Origin of the sequence: Endozoicomonas sp. ALB091, from assembly GCF_049310265.1 — a bacterium.
Taxonomy (GTDB): domain Bacteria; phylum Pseudomonadota; class Gammaproteobacteria; order Pseudomonadales; family Endozoicomonadaceae; genus Endozoicomonas.
Genome location: NZ_JBLYNQ010000008.1, coordinates 402359 through 420991, shown reverse-complemented (window position 1 = coordinate 420991; position 18633 = coordinate 402359). Strand labels below are relative to the sequence as shown.

General features: G+C 47.5%; 16 protein-coding genes and 1 pseudogene. 8 read left to right on the top strand and 9 right to left on the bottom strand.

The annotated features are described in order from the left end of the window. The first annotated feature begins 411 nt into the window (after positions 1-411). Positions 412-3690 carry a hypothetical protein gene (locus ACO6UX_RS18400; RefSeq protein WP_422449831.1) on the top strand — a complete coding sequence of 1093 codons (3279 nt, stop codon included), beginning with the start codon at positions 412-414 and terminating at the stop codon, positions 3688-3690. Positions 3691-3831: 141 nt separating this feature from the next. Here the strand turns inward: ACO6UX_RS18400 and ACO6UX_RS18395 are convergent, their stop codons facing one another. Further along, a complete protein-coding gene (locus ACO6UX_RS18395; RefSeq protein ID WP_422449830.1) occupies positions 3832-5436 on the bottom strand; it encodes a glycosyltransferase in 1605 nt (534 codons plus the stop codon). A gap of 704 nt (positions 5437-6140) precedes the next feature. On the opposite strand from ACO6UX_RS18395, the gene ACO6UX_RS18390 reads away from it, so the two are divergent. Further along, a complete protein-coding gene (locus ACO6UX_RS18390; RefSeq protein WP_422449829.1) occupies positions 6141-6569 on the top strand; it encodes an HNH endonuclease family protein in 429 nt (142 codons plus the stop codon). 275 nt (positions 6570-6844) lie between these two features. Here ACO6UX_RS18390 and ACO6UX_RS18385 read toward each other — a convergent pair whose 3' ends face one another. The 3 genes from ACO6UX_RS18385 to ACO6UX_RS18375 form a co-directional block, all read right to left on the bottom strand. After that, on the bottom strand, positions 6845-7078 hold the full coding sequence (locus ACO6UX_RS18385) for an HNH endonuclease (protein ID WP_422450543.1): 234 nt from the start codon (positions 7076-7078) through the stop codon (positions 6845-6847). Between the two features lie 172 nt (positions 7079-7250). After that, on the bottom strand, positions 7251-7703 hold the full coding sequence (locus tag ACO6UX_RS18380; protein ID WP_422449828.1) for a group II intron reverse transcriptase/maturase: 453 nt from the start codon (positions 7701-7703) through the stop codon (positions 7251-7253). Beyond that, positions 7684-8532, bottom strand: a complete 849-nt coding sequence (locus ACO6UX_RS18375) for a reverse transcriptase domain-containing protein (RefSeq protein ID WP_422449827.1) — start codon at positions 8530-8532, stop codon at positions 7684-7686. The genes ACO6UX_RS18380 and ACO6UX_RS18375 overlap by 20 nt, the downstream gene beginning before the upstream one ends. 1660 nt (positions 8533-10192) lie before the next feature. On the opposite strand from ACO6UX_RS18375, the gene ACO6UX_RS18370 reads away from it, so the two are divergent. The 6 genes and pseudogenes from ACO6UX_RS18370 (at position 10193) to ACO6UX_RS18345 (ending at position 12660) form a co-directional block, all read left to right on the top strand. Further along, positions 10193-10543 carry a hypothetical protein gene (locus ACO6UX_RS18370; protein ID WP_422449826.1) on the top strand — a complete coding sequence of 117 codons (351 nt, stop codon included), beginning with the start codon at positions 10193-10195 and terminating at the stop codon, positions 10541-10543. A 5-nt stretch (positions 10544-10548) separates the two neighbouring features. Beyond that, positions 10549-10953: a hypothetical protein gene (locus ACO6UX_RS18365; RefSeq protein ID WP_422449825.1), complete on the top strand. Its 405-nt coding sequence runs from the start codon at positions 10549-10551 to the stop codon at positions 10951-10953. Between the two features lie 147 nt (positions 10954-11100). Then, positions 11101-11295: pseudogene (locus ACO6UX_RS18360) on the top strand (hypothetical protein); the annotation flags it as partial. A gap of 33 nt (positions 11296-11328) precedes the next feature. Continuing rightward, positions 11329-11808, top strand: coding sequence for a hypothetical protein (locus tag ACO6UX_RS18355; RefSeq protein ID WP_422449824.1), 480 nt, complete (start codon positions 11329-11331; stop codon positions 11806-11808). A gap of 132 nt (positions 11809-11940) precedes the next feature. Beyond that, entirely contained in the window at positions 11941-12336 is a 396-nt protein-coding gene (locus ACO6UX_RS18350) for a 5-methylcytosine restriction system specificity protein McrC (protein WP_422449823.1), read from the top strand. A 99-nt stretch (positions 12337-12435) separates the two neighbouring features. Further along, positions 12436-12660 (top strand): PcfJ domain-containing protein, encoded by a 225-nt coding sequence (locus tag ACO6UX_RS18345; protein WP_422450542.1) that lies wholly within the window; start codon positions 12436-12438, stop codon positions 12658-12660. Positions 12661-12967: 307 nt separating this feature from the next. Here the strand turns inward: ACO6UX_RS18345 and ACO6UX_RS18340 are convergent, their stop codons facing one another. From ACO6UX_RS18340 to ACO6UX_RS18320, 5 genes are all read right to left on the bottom strand, one after another. Next, positions 12968-13354, bottom strand: coding sequence for a hypothetical protein (locus ACO6UX_RS18340; RefSeq protein WP_422449822.1), 387 nt, complete (start codon positions 13352-13354; stop codon positions 12968-12970). A gap of 468 nt (positions 13355-13822) precedes the next feature. Next, on the bottom strand, positions 13823-14143 hold the full coding sequence (locus ACO6UX_RS18335) for a hypothetical protein (protein WP_422449821.1): 321 nt from the start codon (positions 14141-14143) through the stop codon (positions 13823-13825). 472 nt (positions 14144-14615) lie between these two features. Beyond that, positions 14616-15464: a dimethyl sulfoxide reductase anchor subunit family protein gene (locus tag ACO6UX_RS18330; RefSeq protein WP_422449820.1), complete on the bottom strand. Its 849-nt coding sequence runs from the start codon at positions 15462-15464 to the stop codon at positions 14616-14618. 2 nt (positions 15465-15466) lie between these two features. Next, the gene (locus ACO6UX_RS18325) at positions 15467-16102 is read right to left on the bottom strand and encodes a DMSO/selenate family reductase complex B subunit (RefSeq protein ID WP_422449819.1); all 636 of its coding nucleotides are present in this window, start codon (positions 16100-16102) and stop codon (positions 15467-15469) included. A 21-nt stretch (positions 16103-16123) separates the two neighbouring features. Then, a complete protein-coding gene (locus ACO6UX_RS18320; protein WP_422449818.1) occupies positions 16124-18616 on the bottom strand; it encodes a DMSO/selenate family reductase complex A subunit in 2493 nt (830 codons plus the stop codon). Positions 18617-18633 lie beyond the last annotated feature (17 nt).

The following is an 18633-nucleotide window of genomic DNA, read 5'->3' as shown; positions in this document are numbered from 1 at the left end:
CAAACAGGTAGTGTTACCCCTGACAAAATGCATCTCTGTACAAATAATGAACTGGTGAAATAGTGCTGATAATACGAGCTGGTCAACAAACAACCGATTGACCTGGATCAATTTTTTGCCGGGTTTGAGGCAATTACTGAAGAGGGTAGGAACTTATTCGAGCACGCTACAGAGCACGGCGCACCCTGTAATTGATCATGATTATTGAGGACAAAACTGCACTGCCACTTCGGTGACATGGCTGCGGCGGTACTTCCGCCGCTGTGCTTTGCATGGCACCTGCCCGGGCTGCCAGATTACGGGGAACCTTTCGATATTTTCGGTGTCTGAAGTTTGTGCTCATTTCACTCAGGCGGAGCCTTACTCCCATGCAGTCCGATATACGATTTTAAATTCATTGAGACCCTTGATATGTCCATACCTCAGGCGGAAGCAAGCATTGGTTCGTCAGGATTTCATCCACCACCGACAGGCGGCAAGAAAGAGGAATACAATCCTGTTGCCGCATTCGGTCAGTTTGGCGGAATGATGGTTCGTGTTGTCAATGCATTACAAGCTGCCGGTTCAGGCGATCAATACAGACCAGTGAGTTTATTATCACCCGGTGCCCAATATGCAATAGAAGCCAAGCGGCCGGATCAATTTGGAACCAGGCCAGACCAGGTCATTACGGTTCTGAAACCTGCGCCCGGCTGCCATATGCTCTGGGCTTATAAAAAAGATGTCAGTTCGAATGACTCGGGGGAACCGTGCAGCTGGTTCACATACACCAAGAAAATTACCAGCTGGCATGTTTTGGAAGAGAAAATAGCAGAGAGTTACCACAGAAAGCACTCCCTGTTTAGCAAATCACCTTTAACCTCAGGACACCTTGGTGTAAATGGCTATTTACTGCACCAACCGTCTGAATGGATCATTAAAGAAGCAGGCAAATATCCGGAAATTCTCTGTCACATTAATTTTGACCGCATGCACTATGGCTATCTTCTGGACTTTACCAGGGAGTTTTCTTTTCGCCGTCTTGAAGAAGTCATGGGCAATATTCTGACGCTCGAGCAAAATAAAGGTAACGCGTCCGGTGATGAGTTCCGTGAGCCTGTAAAACTGTGCCTGTACAACAGTTATCAGGGGGTGTTGTCTCCCCCGGTGGAAATCAGCCGTACACAAGCGCTAATGCTGCGGCGAAACATCCGTGCCTTCTCTCAATATGTCAACTTCACTGGACAGGAACTCAGGCTTTACCAGTTATTGAGTCAGTCCGGTGGTGAACGATTTCTGCAGCTGCTGAAAAATATTCCGGAGCAGGTCAGCACAGTATCAGCCAGTGTCAAGGCGCTTGGCACCGACATCAAAGCCATCCTGACAGCCATCGAGAACTGTGATTCAGCAACATTCTTAAGCGAACTTCCAGCCCGGGTGGACGGGGTCAACAGCAAAGTGGGTTTACCGAATCTATTACTGGAAGCTTTGCTTGAGCAGACCCCGTTTCATAAACACTTTCCCTGGCTATATTATGATTTCGAGATACACGACAAGCAGTCTAGCTGGGACTACATTTTCGAGCAGGTTAAACCCACCTTTGCCGCACAAGCGGTCATCTGCCGGGAGTTATTAAATAACAAATTGTTTGTTCCCTATTTATTAGGGTACAAGGAGTCAACACCTGTCCACTGCAATCCACTGGTGTGTTGCCTGCTCATCGCTTACGGCGCAAGAATCTATCTCAATTATCAAACATCAACCCAGCTTGCAGATCATCTTGAAATATTAACATCTGCCAATCATTTTCTCCGGGCCAATCTGCTGACCGACGATGAAGCCAATGCCATTCGTAACGAGGTGCTGTGGGAACTTCTTTGCAATGATGAGGACGGCCCCGTTACTAAACATTATATGATAGCGAACAGAGTATCGATCCTGAAAAAAGCATTGCACGAGCATTTGAATCACCGCCAGCTGGATAGTTCAGATCACCATCGGGAGGCTGCTGGACTGCTTGGCGAGGAGTTTTATGATCACTTTTTTACCAATGAGCCGATTTATGGGCATGCAGTTAAAGAATTTCTGGAAAATAGATTTTCACCCCTTCGATACAGTGATGAACAGTTACGAGAGCATTTAAAGAATACAGCGACGCTCAATCGATCCATTGATCAAAGGCTGAGTATTTTTCCGGGGGAATATTACACTTGCAAGCCTGCCGTTGTGGTCCGGCGAAAGGAACAGGGAGAATGCCAGCCGGACTGGCTGGTGAATTTTCTGGCATCACCGCCCACCTTTGAGGGCATGGAAATCCTGCCTGATGGACGCTATAAGTCAATTACCCTGAAAGTCGGTGAGTATTATTACCAGTTTCCCCATCCCAACAGGGCACAATCCATTCTGGCGAATGGCATAAAACCCTATTACCGCAAATGGCACGGACTGGATCACGCCCTGCGCACACAGCTGGCCACCGAGTTCCTCATGGATAGTAAAGTTTTGCCCGACTTTCATAAGCCATTCCGGGAATTACTGCTGAAGCATCCTGAGTTGCAAGAGTTACTACCCATTGCCGAACTCTACCACGATGCTGTCGCTGAAGATGAGCATAAAAATGTTGAAGAGCTGCGGGCAGCAGAACTGTTTCAGCGTGATATGACCAGGTTGCAACAGTACCCCGGGCAGCTGGTTACCCTGGTGGCCAGCGCCCTGAGAAACAAAAACTGCAAAATGATGGATGCTGAAAATCCGTCGTTTACTCCTGACCACCAATGCACAGAGGAAGAGTTACTGCTGCGTCAGGTGCTGCGCTTTGGGGATACTGTGGATATCCTGCGGGTCAAACCACCACGGGAGGACTTTCCGACGATCAGGCTGACACCGGACTCAGCAGAAATTGACACCAGTGAAATGATCCATGATGGCTATTTTCAGCCAGAAAAGATTGAACTGCTGTCCGTGGTCAACAACCCGGACTTCACCCTGCTGATCCAGTCAGTCATGTTGAGCTTTCGGGATCTGGCCAGCATTACCGGGGGATGGCATCACCAGGTGCCCAATCCGTTCACCAGTCGATACCATCTCCCGGTTGATAACCATAAACGACGATTACTGATTGAGCAGGCACCGGACCCCTATCAGTGTTTGCGTGAGTGCCTGAACGATCTGGTCCGGTTCGCTATCGCTGAGAAAGCCGGTATTTCACCTTGCTTCACAAAACACCACCGGCGGAGTACAGATCACCAACCGCCTGGTTGCTGGGATCCGGATACCGGGTCCGGTGGCGCTTATCGACGCCTGCACAATGAAGGGGAACTTCGACAAGTCCGGTTACCCGAAGCAATGACCCTGGCAGAAAAGATGATCGTGGTGGCGAACCAACCCGGGCTGGAAAAACTTATGTCGGCTGACATCCGGGATGCCCTGGAAACTGAGACGATACGACTGCAGCAGAAGGCCATCCTGCCCTCTGTTGGTACCTTGGAACAATCTGAACTGGAGCAGATGCTCCGGCAGCCGGACTCTCCGGGTGCCCGACTGCTCAGTGAGCGCGGCTATTCTGTGAAGTCGAGCGTACATGACGGGAAAATTTTTTACCAAATGATGCCCAATTCCACACTTGCAAGGAACTTTTTGCTGCTGCCACCAGAGTATGATGACGAGGCTGATCCTGTTACCTTGCCTGAAAATAACCAAGGCAGGTACTGATCTGAGTTTGAAGCTTATGATGACTGAAGATGCACACAGGATACCCTGCTTGGCAGCCAGTTCGTTTTTGCTCAGACAAGTTGCTATAGAGTGGCAATAGCCTTTGAAGGCTGGAATTGCCACACGATTAAAGAAATACGTTTAATTAGAAAGAGCATTTTCTATTGAAGTAGTAAATTTCTCCATTGAATGGAAATAACTGGCATGCCTAACAATGTGAGATGACCTGGGCCTTCCGGCTTTTAACTTTTCACTAACTACCTGGAGGAATGCTTTATTTGTATCTTCTGAATAATGGCCATACTCAGCATTTGAATGAACTTCTGTTCTGCATTCATCGCAAGGAGGTGACGCCTCAGGCAGTCCCCCTACATCCGAGTTGATTACATGCAGCCCCATAGAATGACATTCACCGGCAATCAAGCCTAAGGACTCAGCCAGAGAAGGAATAACGGCATAGTCCGCAACAGCCATTAAGAGTTGCTTATGCTCTTGATTTTTAGTAAGTAAAACGAGGTTATTTCTTGCTGCTTTTGTTTCCTGAATAGCTTGAATAAATGGATCTTTTTCTGTTCCGTTAGAAACAATAAAAAACAGGCAATCCAGTTTTTTTACCATATTCAGTACATGCTCTGTCCCTTTTTCAAAATGAGGCCTGCCCATAAAAAAAACAATTGGTAAGTTTTTAGTGACTGGGTTCACACATCCTTTGCTATTCAATGGTGGCTTTAAAGGCAATTTTCCAGCAAAGAAAAGGTCTCTGAGTTTTGATTTGATATTTTTTTCCGGAGTTCCTTCTAACCCGTATTTTTTGGCGGTAGCACCCAGGCTAAATTTTGATAAATCTGAGCAGCTTTTGATTGAGCGGATCGCCTTTTTGTGAATCCTCAAGAACTTTGATATGAGAGGATGTTTAAATGTCAGAAAAGATTGGGCATATTTCGATACTGTTAAAATTACATCAGCATGTTTAATTGCCCTCTCTCTTGCAGGTTTTTCATAATCCGGTAGCTTGCAGAACTTGCTCTCATCCATCTTCATATAGCTCTGGGTTGTATAAACAGGCTTTTTATTGGCCATACAGTCGCTAAAACCCGTATGGGGACTTAAGCAATGTACCCAGTTCACTTTTTTAACGTTTTCGAAGTGATTAACGTATTGAAGGGATCCTCCAAAAAAATGATCATGAATATATACATTTTTGCTTCCCATTGTTGGCAAAAGCACTTCGTTGACAAATTTTGCCGCTATCTGGTTAAACACACACATTTTTAGAGATATAGCACCAGCAAATTTCAACCTTTCATCAGAATCATTAATTCCTTGTTCTTTAAAGTAAAGATCCTCTGCCAAAGAGTCTTTGTATTCTTGCTCTATATTGTATGAATTAATATGCTTTTCAAAATACCTTTTCTGCCCCCCTGTTGGTTGGACTCTATAGACATCACATTCAGGCATATCACTGCATCTTTCAACCAATATTAATTCACCAGAAGAAAGCTGACAGCCAGCAGTGATTGATTTTTTTACATCTGTATCCTCTACGAAATCAAGCAGTGGAAGAACCATGATATTTCTACAACTACGCTCGTGAAATGCCTTACAAAAGGTGTTTACAAAAACGCCGTTACCGCCAACAGTGTACCGGTAACCTTCTGTAGAAATGTGTATGTGGTTTTGTTTAACTTTCTGATCATCATCTGGCAGGCATAAATTTGTAACTTGAGTTGATGAAATTGGCTTCATTTAACACTCACTAAATATGCAAGTTTTTATCATTAGGATTAAACAGTAGGTTATTCATTCGATAGTGATCAAATATTTTTATTACTCGACTCTCATACTTTAATGTACGAGTGTTTGATAATAAGGAAATGGTCATATAGTAATACAACAAACGTCGCTTTTATTTTCTTTCCCGCTACGCCATTATAGCTTTTCAACGTTCCTACTTAAAAAATTATATTTATCCGAGTTTGACTCTGTAGACGAACCAGACCAGACGACCATATCAGTCAAACAGGCCCAGCGGGAGCAGGCAGACCAGTACCGGGAACAAGCCAACGGTTCCCTGAGCCAGCACCGTACAAGAGGCGGTATTTATTCAATAGTCCTTTTAATGTATTTTGTCGTCTAATATTCAATCCTGTGTCAATTTCTCGATGAAACACCTCCTGATAACGTTTCTGGCACTCTTGAGCACCTCTGTAAATAGTGCAGAACTGGTAAAAAAGAGCAAGTCAGGCATCTGTCACGATATCTCTAGCTCCAGCTATGAGAGAACAAAAAAATATACTGCCTTCTACTCTCTCAATGATTGCCTCAGCTCCGGCGGCAGACTTCCTAAAGGATCAGGCTTAAAAAAGTCGAATGCGGCAACGTACCGCCAGAGTCCGGCAAAATATGACCGTTCATATTTTGGTGATTGGGCTGATGAAGACAGGGACTGTATGAACACTCGCCACGAGCTTCTGATGAAGCAGAGTACCAGCGCGATAGATACCGCCGGGAACCAGTGCGCAGTATATCGGGGCAGATGGCTTGATCCCTACACGGGAAAGACGTTTTATGAAGCTCGCCAGGTTGATATCGACCATTTAGTGCCTCTGAGATGGGCGTGGGATCGTGGGGCTGATCAATGGTCGAAGGCAAAAAGAGTGCAGTTTGCCAATGATGAAGTGAACCTTTTTGCCGTCCAGGCCAGTGTCAACCGCCAGAAAGGGGCATCAGGTGCCCTTGAGTGGTTACCACCTTCGAAGTCTTTCCACTGCCAGTATGTTGCCAGATTCACTCGCGTGGTAAAAAGCTATGGTCTTGTGCTGTCAGACTATGAGCAACAGAAGTTCAGGGAATTAGAAGAGCAGAAGTGCCGTGGATAACTTATACAATATATTTGTCGTTAATTCTCACCATCGCTTAACAACAGCCTGTGGGTAAGTCAGACTGCCCTACTGCGGTGGCAGCAAATTGGCCTAAAAATTCCTTTTTGTTCGGCAAATAGCCCCGCTATTCACCTCACAAAACGGAATTTTTATCCTCAATTTTCTGCCATCCTCGCTACGGGCGCTATTCTCGGACAGCCTCCTAGTGGGTAGGGAACGTGCTCCTGTAAACAGGTTGCCGTTTCCCCCCCTCCGAACCGTGCGTGCAGCTTTCACTGCACACGGCTCTCCATGCTGTTACGAGGACTGTACCTGTTGTCTGGCAGCTTGCCAGCATGCAGCAGGTCATGGCATTCAACACAGAGTACGAGAGTTTTGCGATTTCTCGCTATCATGAGTCTTTGCCATGTCTTTGTACCATCTTTAATGTCCTTCAGCTTGCGTACATGGTGTACTTCAAATTTCCCTTCAGTCTTGCCGCAATATTCACAGCGTTTTGCCAGCATTCTGGTAATTAGCTCTGTCCTACCACTGTATTTTGCAGTGGCCGGGAGCAAATCAGGTTTGGCTGGCAATGACTTTCTGAGATCTTTGAGCGTCCACAGTGGATAGAATCTGTCTGCGGCTTTTACTCCTCGCCGGTTGCCTGCTCGAAGCCTTCCACTGACCGTCTTCACACTACACTTGTGTTTCGAGGCCAATGTTTTGAGCATGCTTAACCTCTACAATTGCCGCAAGCTCCGTTTTCGCATTATTGGCCAGCGAATAATATTGCGAGAAGCCCCGCAATTCCGCATTCACCTGTAACACGATTTCCACGTCGCTTTGGCTTAACATCCGTGCCCGATGAATGGCTGTCTTGTTGGCATAGTTGCCATAGCCATTCTTGCGAGCGAAGCCACGCAGCTTTTCAGCTGGAACTCTTAGTGAGATGTGTTGCGCCATTGTTCGCTTCTTGAAGCGTTTGCCATCTCGCTTGACCCACCGTATTTTTGGTGTTGGTTTTGCGTCAATGTTATACCCAAGAAATTGACATCCCTCGGTCGGCGCATGCCTGATCCCAGACTTTTCTTCTGCTATTTCAAGCTTCAGATCGGTCTCAACGTGGCTTTTAAGCGCTGTAGATCGCATTAGCTTCCTGCCTTAAACCGATAAATCCCAGTAGAAAGTCATCTGCGTAGCGACAATATCTCAACCGACGATAACTGGGGTCATGCTGATCCGTTGATGAGGTTTTAAAAAGCAACTCCTGCTGAATCCTCACCTCTTGGTTTGCTCTCTTTATGGCCTCTTGATCACCATGCTGCCTGACACGTTCAAGTTCTTTCTCAGCCTTGGCTTTCTGACGCTTAATGCAGTTGTAATCCGGATTATCCCGCCGTTTCTTACCGCATGTAACTGAGGCTTGAAGCTCCTTGATGTAATCATCTAACTCGTTGAGATAAATGTTCGCAAGAATAGGTGAAATTATCCCACCTTGCGGTGTACCAGAGTAGGTTTTGTAGAATTGCCACTCTTCCATGTATCCGGCTTTTAACATCCGCTTGATTACAGAAATAAATCGCCTGTCATCAATGCGCTTCTCTATTATCGACACCAATTTCTGATGATCGATATTATCAAAGTACCCTTTAATGTCGAACTCGATGAACCACTTGGAGCCTGTCCAACTGGTTTGGATTTCTTTCAAAGCTGTGTGACAGGATCGTCCCGGTCTGAAACCATGGGAGTTGATACTGAATGTTGGTTCATAGACCACTTCCAGTAACATGCGCCACACTTCTTGAACGAGTTTATCCATACCCGATGGAACACCCAGAGGGCGTTGTTTCCCATTTGCTTTGGGTATGTAGACTCGTCTTGATGGTACTGGGAAGTATTCGTTGTTTTTCAAAAGACTGATCAGATGATCAATTCTTTCAATCGATTGCCCATCAAGGCTCACACCATCACTTCCCACAGCGGTTGCACCACTGTTGGCATAGATATTGGCGTATGCCTACAACCAGAGGTCACGGCACTCTAGCGCCATTTTGAACAAGTCTCGACATCGGTACTTCCCATTTCGAGAACAAATCTCAAGTCCCTCTAATTTTCGTTGTGTTCTTCCGGAAAGCATATTCACTATCCATTACCGTCGAAAATTAAAGATCACACAACACTGCCCCCCTTCTCCCTTTCGGCTTTCACTCGCATCACTGCTTGCTTATACCGTCCGGATAGGCCGGATTGTTTACCGACTGCCAGTACCATTACAGCCTGACATTGGGTACTACGGAGACTCTGTCGCCATACAGGTCAAGACCAGCTTAGGCGATCCCATGTTTCCAGTGTATAAGAGATGCTATGCCCTTAGGTTCCCTGTCCGTCATTTATCCTGCTCTGATCTCAGGTGGCCCGACCCTGTTGGTCGAGATTTGCATTCGCAGACCCAGGCGTCACAGAGGTCTCTCAAAGGTCGGCGCAACTCAATAGCAATCATGGGCTGCGGGTGCGGTGAAACGCCATGACTAGGGTTTAAACGGTATGGTCTTAACCATAGGCACATTACCTTGACCGGCATCGTTCGGATTGCTCCCCTTTGCTCAGCCTTTTCTGTAGATGCTATGTTCAGCACTCCTTTTCAGGAATTCAGCCTGTTACCAGGCGTACCTAACTACAGTAGGTATGAGATATACCAGCAATCTCAGCCACGTTTGTGGCACTCCAATACACCGTTTACACGGCGCACGACACTCCCCGCCCTATCGCGCCCGAAGGGCAGGGAGTGTCAGACGGTTATTTTAATGGTTGTTCCCTTTTTACCTGAAATTTCTGTCAATTCGACAGTTATTACAGGGGCATGAGAGATAATCGAGTGCATCCCGGGCTGTTGTGTGATTATTCTTGAGCCAATGGAAGGTTGATTAATGGTATCATCGTTCCGAATCAAGTGATAACAGGACGTGCCTGCAGCTATTAATGCAAGACCTGAAGCACCTCCTGCTGCCGCGCTTCCCAAAGAGATGAGAGTACTTACCTCGATAGGTTTTGTACAACATGAACACAGCATGCCAAAAGCACCGCCTATCATTACACCTGACCCACCACAAAGTTTGTAGTTAACGTGAGCGCCGGGGGGGCATAAGCAATCTTTAGTAGCAGTACATGAGCCTAAAGCGTTCATACTTGTTACCTTTTTAGAGATTTATCAGAATATTTCACTTTATGGACTTCATTTTTATTAAAAAGTTTCTGCAATTTCTATTAAGCTGTAAATTAATTCCCCTACTCTGTAACCGTAATTCTGATACGAAAGTACTGCAATCACCGTAATACCAAGAGAAGGCCACAAAGTAATTGTTGCCAAACCCGGGCAGTGAATCTTGAAAATCCAAGTCAATTCTGAAAGGCCAGCTTATTGCAGAGACCAGTAATGGCAATAGTGAGTTGCAAATTCAGGGTAAGGAAAGTATGAATACAGAAACGCTTATTGCACTCCAAAATAATTTTCACAGCGTAATCCTCAAAGGCTGTAAAAACGACAATTGCCTTCAGTTCAACCGTTTATAGCCTGCGGTTTTAACTGATAACCATCACCATCTTTTTTCCATTATATTCCTGCCTTTATCGATTTTACTGTGAGCTACGACAGCGATAAAATGAGTGCATACCTTCTGACATGGAATCCCAACTTATTCTCATTTGGAGAAGAAGACGATTCATCCTGCCAAATTGGTGATGAAATCACCTGGTCGTGCTACAGCCAACAACCCAAAATAAACGACATCATCTATTTGATGCGCACCGGTCAAGAGCCCCGTGGTCTTGTTGCCAAAGGTGTAGTCACCAAAGTAAGCTTTGCTGAGCCTGATTTTTGTGATCCATCACAAATAAAACGCAAGATTCGCTTTCCTTTTGAAGATGTGAGGCTGAATCAGTCTGAAGGAGCCCTGTCTCTTTTAGTATTACAATCCGCACAGAAAAATTAGCAAAAGTGTTAAAACAACACTTCCTGGTGAATGTAGAAACGCGTGGTAACTGGAGTCAGGTTAACCTCAATGTTTTAAAGGTGACTGCACCGCTGTTTTCCGATGAATTGGATATCTACCAAAGAAATATTGCTTTTTGGAAGCTCTATCAAAAAGCCAGCAATTTCACCGCAGACGACCTGGAAGAAGCACCGGCCATTGCTGAATGTCAGCCCACTGATTATGTGAAAGCAGGAACTATGAATAACGTGAAAAACGGAACAAATACTATTCTCTACGGCCCTCCCGGAACCGGCAAAACTTACCATGTAATAGAAAAGGCCGTTAAAGCTGCCAGGGCGGAGTTCAACGATTGTCAGGATCGTGATCAACTGAAAGCAGAGTACGATGCTCTGTTAAAGGCTAAATGAAAATCTGGAAAGGGGCTACCCGGTAGCTATTGAACATCTCTGGAATGAGTATCAGAGGGTTAACCATGAACGAATTTATAACCCTTCATATGTCAAAGCGATTCTGAGCCACCTGGTTGAAGAGTACGATGTACCTGTTTTGAGTCGATTACCGTATCCAGCCCTGAGCCGTTCGTACTGATCATCGACGAAATCAACCGTGGTAATATCTCTAAAATTTTTGGCGAACTGATTACCCTGATTGAGCCTTCCAAACGGGCGGGGCAGAAAGAGGCTTTATCGGTACAGCTCCCCTACTCAGGCGACACATTTACGGTTCCGGCAAACCTGCATATCATCGGCACCATGAATACAGCAGACCGTTCTCTGGCTACGATGGATACTGCCCTACGTCGTCGTTTTGATTTTATTGAAATGATGCCCGATTACCAACAGCTGGATGCCATGACGGTGAAAGGCATTAACATAGGAGCCCTGTTGCGCACGCTGAATGATCGTATCGAGTATCTCTACGACCGTGAGCACACACTTGGCCACGCTTTCTTTATGCCTATCGCTGAAAGAGAGAGTGAAGATGACAAGTTTGATGAATTGGGTTCCATATTCAAAAAGAAAATTCTGCCTCTGCTACAGGAGTATTTCTTTGAGGACTTGGGCAAGATTCGCCTGATACTGGGAGATAACCGGAAAGGTGAGGCTGCGCTGCAATTTGTGACAAAACAGGAAAGCGATGTCCGCTATCTCTTTGGTGATGACTTTCCTTCTGACGAGTTATCAGACGACCGCGAAGTGTATGCCATTAATGACGACGCCTTCGCCAACCCGGATGCTTATTTAAGAGTAATCAGTCAGTGAGAAACCGATGAACAATACTATTTCGGTTTTTGAACACGACTTTCTCAGCACCCGGATTGAAAGCGATCGCTGTCGTCGAATAAGCAAGGCTTCCTTTGATCCGGCAAGACTTTGCAATGGCGCAGCCGGGGAATGGCTCATTATCAAAGCCCGTTATCCTGGGCCAGATTGATTCTAGATGTGTCGCCACTGACTGTATCCGGGAAAACCCGGGCTTTCTCACTACTGTTCCCCATGGAATCGGTATTTGAAGCCTATGTTGTCCGCATACTAAAGCAGCAACTCCCTGCCTCACTCCATCTCAGGGAACAGGCAAGTTCCAAGGTTCACTTCAACAGTGATCCCCGGTTCCGGCTGAAGCCAGACCTGTTGATTGAGCAGGATGGCAAACCATTGATGGTACTGGACACCAAGTGGAAACTGCTGGATAGCAACAAAGAAAACAGTACGGATAAGTTTGGCTTGTCACAGGGGGATTTCTACCAGATGTTTGCCTATGGCAGGAACTCATTCGCTTCAACAGGATAATCTGGCGAAATCTCAAGAGCACATCTATTGGTGTGAAAAGTTAAAAAGACTGGAAATGGCTGACTTACTTCGTTCAAACCCGATCCCGGAACCGTTGATATCATACCGATATTAACACCCGAAGATCTGGCGAATGAGGGAAAACAAATGAAACACTGCGTGGCCAGCTATACCCGCCGGGTGCAAGAGGGACAATATTTTGTCTACCACATGCATTCTCCACAGCCCCTGACCATTGGTGTCAACATCAGAAATGGTGTCATTACCGGCCATGATCAGATCAAGGGTGTCAGAAATCATACGTCTGAAAAGGGTGCTTTATGACATTGTCATGTCTTGGTTAAGGCGAGTGCTGAATGATAGAGCGTCCTGGGAGCCTGGCCTGAAGGTGCCATTGGCATTATTGACGGCAGGTTCCAAAACATTTTCTACCTGGACAATTACCTGATGAAACACCTCCTGATAGTGAGATTGTCGTAAATTCCTGAACAACACTCTCCGAAGGTCTGTTCCCATGCGCACCCACAGGGCATAAAAGCCGACTTGAGTCCGTCACCGCCATACTCTGTAAAACTCAGAGATCATGGTGGTTAGTTCGGGTGTGCATGGTGCAGGCAATTGCCGGGGGGCATTACATGACTATTTTATTAACTGGTTCCTTTTCATCCGGAGTTTCTGTCCATTCGACAGTTAGTATAGGAGCCTGAGTGATAATCGAGGACATCTCGGGCTGTTTTGTGATCACTCTGGAGTCTATGGGAGGTGGACAAAAAGTACAATCAGAAACTAAGTTGACACAGGCCACGTATGTAGCCGCATATGAAAGGCCTGAAATAACTCCTACTGCCCCGCATCCCAAACTGCTGAAAACAGCAACGCCGAGAGCTTTTTTCGTTGTAACCAGACCACCAACATAACCTAACACTCCACCTGCACAAGCACCAAACTTGTATGCATCGTGAGTGTCTGGGTGGCATAAGGAATCCTTAAAAGCAGCACATTGGCCTAAAGAGTTCATATTTTTTTACCTTTTTAGAAATTTATCAGGATGTTTCACTGTTTAGACTTCATTTTTTCTAAAAAGTTTCTGCAAATTATCTTAATCTGTAAATTAATTCCCTACGCTGTAACCGTAATTAATGTACGATAGTACTACAAGCATCGCAATACCACGAAGAGGCTGCCAGTATGTCATCAGATTCACTCGTGTGGCTTGGAGGCTGTCGGATTAAGAGCAACGTAAGTTCGGGGAATTAGAAGAGCAGAATTGCCGCGGATAATTCATGCTAATTATCTGTCGTTTAATCCCGCCATTGCTTACCTGCCTTTGGGTAAATGAGATTGTCGTAAACCCTGAACAACACTTCACGAAGGTCGGTTCCCATGTGCACCCGCAGGGGATAACAGCCGACTCGGGTCACCACCGCCATACCCCATGAAACTCAGAGATCATGGTCCATGGTGCTGGAATTCCCGGCGGTGGGGGTCAAAACACGGTTTCGTTATTGGTTGATCCAACTTCACCTTGAATTTTTGTCGATACGACAGTTACTTCAGGAGCATGAGAGATAATCAAGGGCGAACCGGGCTGTTGTGTGATCACCTTGGGGTCAATGGAAGGTAGGGGAGTGGTTTTACGCTTTAATAATTGCCAACCTGTAACGCCTCCACCCACTAAAGCAAGACCTGCAGCACCTCCTGCTGCCGCGCCCACAGAAGCGCCGAGACAAAAATAAGCGAAAGTTTTTGACACCTTAGCGCAGGTACAAAACCCACCAAGAATATAACCTTCCGTTGCACCTGCCATGCAAGAAGATACATATAGTACTTTAGTGTCAAGGGGACAGAAAAAACTTCTACTAGCAGTTGAGCATGATACATCCATAAAAATTACTTCTATCAAAGTTTATCGGAATATTTCACTTTAATAGACTTCATTTTTACTAAAAAGTTTCAACAACTGTTTTTAAGGTGTAAATTAATTGTCTACCCTGCTCCACAAAAATAATACAAAAGTACTAAATTAACCAAAACACCAAGAAAAGACGAAAAAGTAAATATTCCAAAAGCCTTGTGATTTTTGTTCTTTTTATTACGTTAGTTCCAAAAATAGCCCCTGTTTCTTCCAGTGAAATATGGGCGTCTTCTTCCTGACTATTCTGGGTAGCTATAACCACGGCCTGATCAGGCGAAGCTGGGAATAGTTATTGTGCGTTCACGCGTCCGGAGTTTTTGAATAGTTCCTCCTTTCATTTATGAAGGAGGAACTTTGTACTTATTTACATGCCACTGGCAAACATATGCAGGTCATAGAAGAAGATACGACCACACAGTTCCGCCGTGAGCACCAGGACGGTACTCAACCCTGCCAGACCTGCCGCTGAGTTATTACCACGCGTGGCAGCCATCACCCAAACGCCCAGACCGGCAAACAACAGACCGAGACGGGCCAGCATCAGACGACCGTGGTAGTCAAACAGACCCAGCGGGTTAGCAGGCAGGTCAACCTGACCCAGCCAGAACAGGTACAGCGGGTAACCCACCAGCACCAGACCCAACGCGATAAAGCCCAGGGTGGCCAGCGCACGATCAGCGTTTTTCTGGAAAGCACCCAAAGAGGCCGACTGACTTCTCAGCATCAGCGCCGCTGCCGGGATACCCACCACAAAAGCGGTCATAACAAACTGGAAGATGGTCCAGCCGCTGTTCCAGGCAGGCACTGTGGCCAGGGTGTACACATTGGCAATGGCCAGCAGTAACAGCACGCCCAATACCATGGCTCCCGCCAGAACCAGCTTCTGCAACTTGGCCAGAATACCGAAGTGCACCATGGCCACATAAGTGAAAACAGCACCACCAAACAGCGCAGTAGTGATGATCTCAACACTCAGTGCCGACAGGTGCTCCAGACCAAAGATCACGTTTATGGCACGCAATGGCTGCCCCAGGTGAGTCATGGCGGCAGCGCCGGAGATACCCAGCAGCACCAGAACCACCATCAGCAGTTTATTCAACAACTGCTGACGCTTAGTATCACTGTTCGCCATCAGCAGGCTGGCCAGTACCAGGAACAGGCCAACGGTGCCCTGTGCCAGCACCGTAAAAAATACCAGTGACAACTCATGCATGGTTATACCTCCCGAGTGTTCATAATGCGTCCGGTCTTGTCGCCGGAAGGTTTGGCATGACGGCTCGCCTTTATTACCAGCGATGGCTCAGTCAGAGAAGAGTCCGGCAGTGGCGCGATATCCGCTTCCGTGCCGTATTTGGCACGCAGTTCTTCGATCGGACCAAAATCCAGGGCACGCAGCGGGCAGGATTCGATACAGATCGGCTGCTTGCCCTGCTCAACCCGGTCGAAACAGCCATCACACTTGGTCATGACTTTCTTCTCGGCATCAAACTGCGGTGCGCCGTAGGGGCAGGCCATTTCACAGTAACGGCAGCCAACACAGACGTCGGCGTTAACCACCACCAGGCCGTCCTGGTCACGCTTATGCATGGCACCGGTTGGGCAAGCCTTGGTACAGGCTGGCTTGGCACAGTGGTTACAGCTGATGGAGGTGTAGTAGGCAAACACGTCCTGGGCATAGGTGCCGTCTTCGTTCTGAAGCCAGCTACCACCGCCGTATTCATAAACCCGGCGCCAGTTCACGCCAACTTTCAGGTCATTCTCATCTTTGCACGACAGTTGACAGGTTTTGCAGCCCGTACACTTGGCCGTGTCGACGTAAAATCCCAGTTGTTTTATTGAGGGTTGTTTCATCGAACTTTAATTCCTGTCCTGTTATGCCCTGGCAATGTTAACCAGGTTGCTGTGCTGGGGATTGCCCTTGGCCAGTGGCGATGGGCGCTGGGTGGTCAGCGTATTCATACACGCGCCCCGGTCCACGCCACTGCGGTCTGGTGCGTACCAGCTGCCCTGCCCCATGGCGACCACGCCGGGCATAATGCGCTCAGTCACTTTCGCAGCAACACGGATCTCGCCACGGTCATTCCAGACCTTCAGCATGTCACCGTCTTTTATCTTGCGCTTGTGAGCATCAACTGGGTTGATCCACACTTCCTGCCGGTTGGTTTCCCGCAGCACATCGACGTTGCCATAAGTGGAGTGAGTACGGGCTTTAAAGTGGAAACCAAACATCTGCAGCGGGTACTGCTGCGCGTGGTCTGCCTCATGCCCTTCCCAGGAAGAAACGTATTCAGGCAGTGCCCGAATAATATCGCTGTCCCCCAGCGTCCAGCTGGAGGCAATATTCGCCAGGCGTTCTGAATAAATCTCAATTTTACCGGAGGGTGTATCCAGTGGATGCTTTTCGGGGTTTTCCCGGAACTCACGGAATTGAACATGAGGTTCACCGGGATTCTTCTGCTTGACAATGCCCTGCTCACGGAAAGTCTCAAAGTCCAAATCCACCAGTGTCGGGTTCATTTTCCGGGATTCTGCATAAATATGACGCAGCCAGGCTTCCTGGTCCCGACCTTCGGTGAACTGTGCTTCTACCCCAAGACGTTTGGCAATTCCGGTACACATGTCATAGACAGAACGGCATTCATACAACGGCTCAACCGCAGTATCACAGAAAATGGTGTAACCCATATTTCCGCAGTACCCGTTAGGGGCGAAATCCGGTTGTTCAGCCGCGGTCAAATCGGGCAGCAGAATATCCGCATAGCGTGCACTGGGCGTCATGTGGTTGTCGATCACCACAATCATTTCACACTGGCTGTCATCCTGGAGAATGTCATGGGTGCGATTGGTGTCCGCATGCTGGTTGATGATGCAGTTACCGGCATAGTTCCAGATAAATTTGATGGGCTGAGTCAACTTTTCTGCACCACGAATACCCGCAGTCAACGCGGTCATTTCATCATGACGGTAAATGGCATCCGTCCAGAGGAACATGGGAATGGACGTTGATACCGGGTTGGTCAGTGTCGGAAAGACCGCAAAGGGCATGGAGTAGCTGCTTTCACGGGCACCAGTACCACCACCGGGAATACCCACATTACCGGTCATTACCGCCAGCATACAGATAGCCCGACTGGCCTGCTCACCATTGGCGGTGCGTTGAAGTCCCCAGCCCTGCATAATATTGCAGGGTTTGGTCATGGCAATTTCACGGGCCAGACGGATGATGGTGTCTGCCGGGACACCGGTTATTTTTGCCGCCCATTGCGGGGTCTTTTCAACACCATCATCGCCTTTGCCCAGAATATAGGATTTCCAGGAAGCGCCTTTCGGTGCGCTGGCAGGCAGTGAGTTTTCATCGTAGCCGATGGTGTACTTGCCCAGGAATTCATTATCCACCAGGTTTTCGCTAATCATCACCCACGCCATACCGGCTACCATTGCGGCATCGGTACCCGGTCGCAGAGGAACCCACTCATCATTGGCACCCAGGACCGTATCGGTCATGCGCGGATCAAAGGTGATCATACGTGCATTACTGCGTTGCCGGGCTTCGGTCAGATGATAAACAATACCGCCGCCACTCATCCGGGTTTCCGCCGGGTTGTTGCCAAAATTGACCACCAGCCTGGTATTCACAACATCTGACGTACAGTTATTATCTACCCAGCTGCCGCCGTACAAATACGGTAAACTCACGGCAATCTGGGCCGTACTGTAATCACCATAGTGGTTAAGATAACCGCCCCAGCAGTTCATCAGACGGGCGATCGGTGTGGCGGCTGGTGGCCAGGATTTGGAAACCGTGCCTCCCAGCGTACCAGTACAATAGTTGAGATAGATGGCTTCATTGCCATACTCTTTTTTGATGCGCTTCAGGTTATCAGCGATGGTGTCAAACGCTTCATCCCAGCTGATGCGCTCAAATCGACCTTCACCACGCTTACCGACACGCTTCATTGGGTATTTCAGACGGTCAGGGTTGTAGACGCGCTTGCGGAAGGAACGACCACGGAGACAGGCCCGAACCTGGTGGTCACCATAGATATCGTCACCGGTGTTATCGGTTTCGGTATGGATGATCACACCGTCTTTTACCTGATGACGCAGTGCACAGCGGGAGCCGCAGTTGACCGTACAGGCAGACCACACTGACTTGATCTCTTCAACCGCAGGTTTGGCCTCTGTCGCAGAAGCTTTCACAGGTAGTGTGCGCGCAGCAACGACTGCCGCACCGCCCGCAGCGGTTCCCCACTTCATAAACGTTCTTCGCTTCACCGTGGAAGCAAGCACTTTATCCACAATTTCTTTCATTGATATCGCCACCCCATCATAAATACTGGTCGTGATCACAGATTGCTCAGACAATTATCAGATTCTGCTTT

Excerpts from the sequence above, each read along its gene's own strand:
- ACO6UX_RS18390 (WP_422449829.1), top strand. The coding sequence starts at position 6,141 with ATGAACACTCGCCACGAGCTTCTGATGAAGCAGAGTACCAGCGCGATA.
- ACO6UX_RS18325 (WP_422449819.1), bottom strand. The coding sequence starts at position 16,102 with ATGAAACAACCCTCAATAAAACAACTGGGATTTTACGTCGACACGGCC.
- ACO6UX_RS18355 (WP_422449824.1), top strand. The coding sequence starts at position 11,329 with ATGGATACTGCCCTACGTCGTCGTTTTGATTTTATTGAAATGATGCCC.
- ACO6UX_RS18340 (WP_422449822.1), bottom strand. The coding sequence starts at position 13,354 with ATGAACTCTTTAGGCCAATGTGCTGCTTTTAAGGATTCCTTATGCCAC.
- ACO6UX_RS18400 (WP_422449831.1), top strand. The coding sequence starts at position 412 with ATGTCCATACCTCAGGCGGAAGCAAGCATTGGTTCGTCAGGATTTCAT.
- ACO6UX_RS18395 (WP_422449830.1), bottom strand. The coding sequence starts at position 5,436 with ATGAAGCCAATTTCATCAACTCAAGTTACAAATTTATGCCTGCCAGAT.
- ACO6UX_RS18330 (WP_422449820.1), bottom strand. The coding sequence starts at position 15,464 with ATGCATGAGTTGTCACTGGTATTTTTTACGGTGCTGGCACAGGGCACC.
- ACO6UX_RS18335 (WP_422449821.1), bottom strand. The coding sequence starts at position 14,143 with ATGGCAGGTGCAACGGAAGGTTATATTCTTGGTGGGTTTTGTACCTGC.
- ACO6UX_RS18350 (WP_422449823.1), top strand. The coding sequence starts at position 11,941 with ATGGCTCATTATCAAAGCCCGTTATCCTGGGCCAGATTGATTCTAGAT.
- ACO6UX_RS18385 (WP_422450543.1), bottom strand. The coding sequence starts at position 7,078 with ATGCTGGCAAAACGCTGTGAATATTGCGGCAAGACTGAAGGGAAATTT.
- ACO6UX_RS18380 (WP_422449828.1), bottom strand. The coding sequence starts at position 7,703 with ATGCGATCTACAGCGCTTAAAAGCCACGTTGAGACCGATCTGAAGCTT.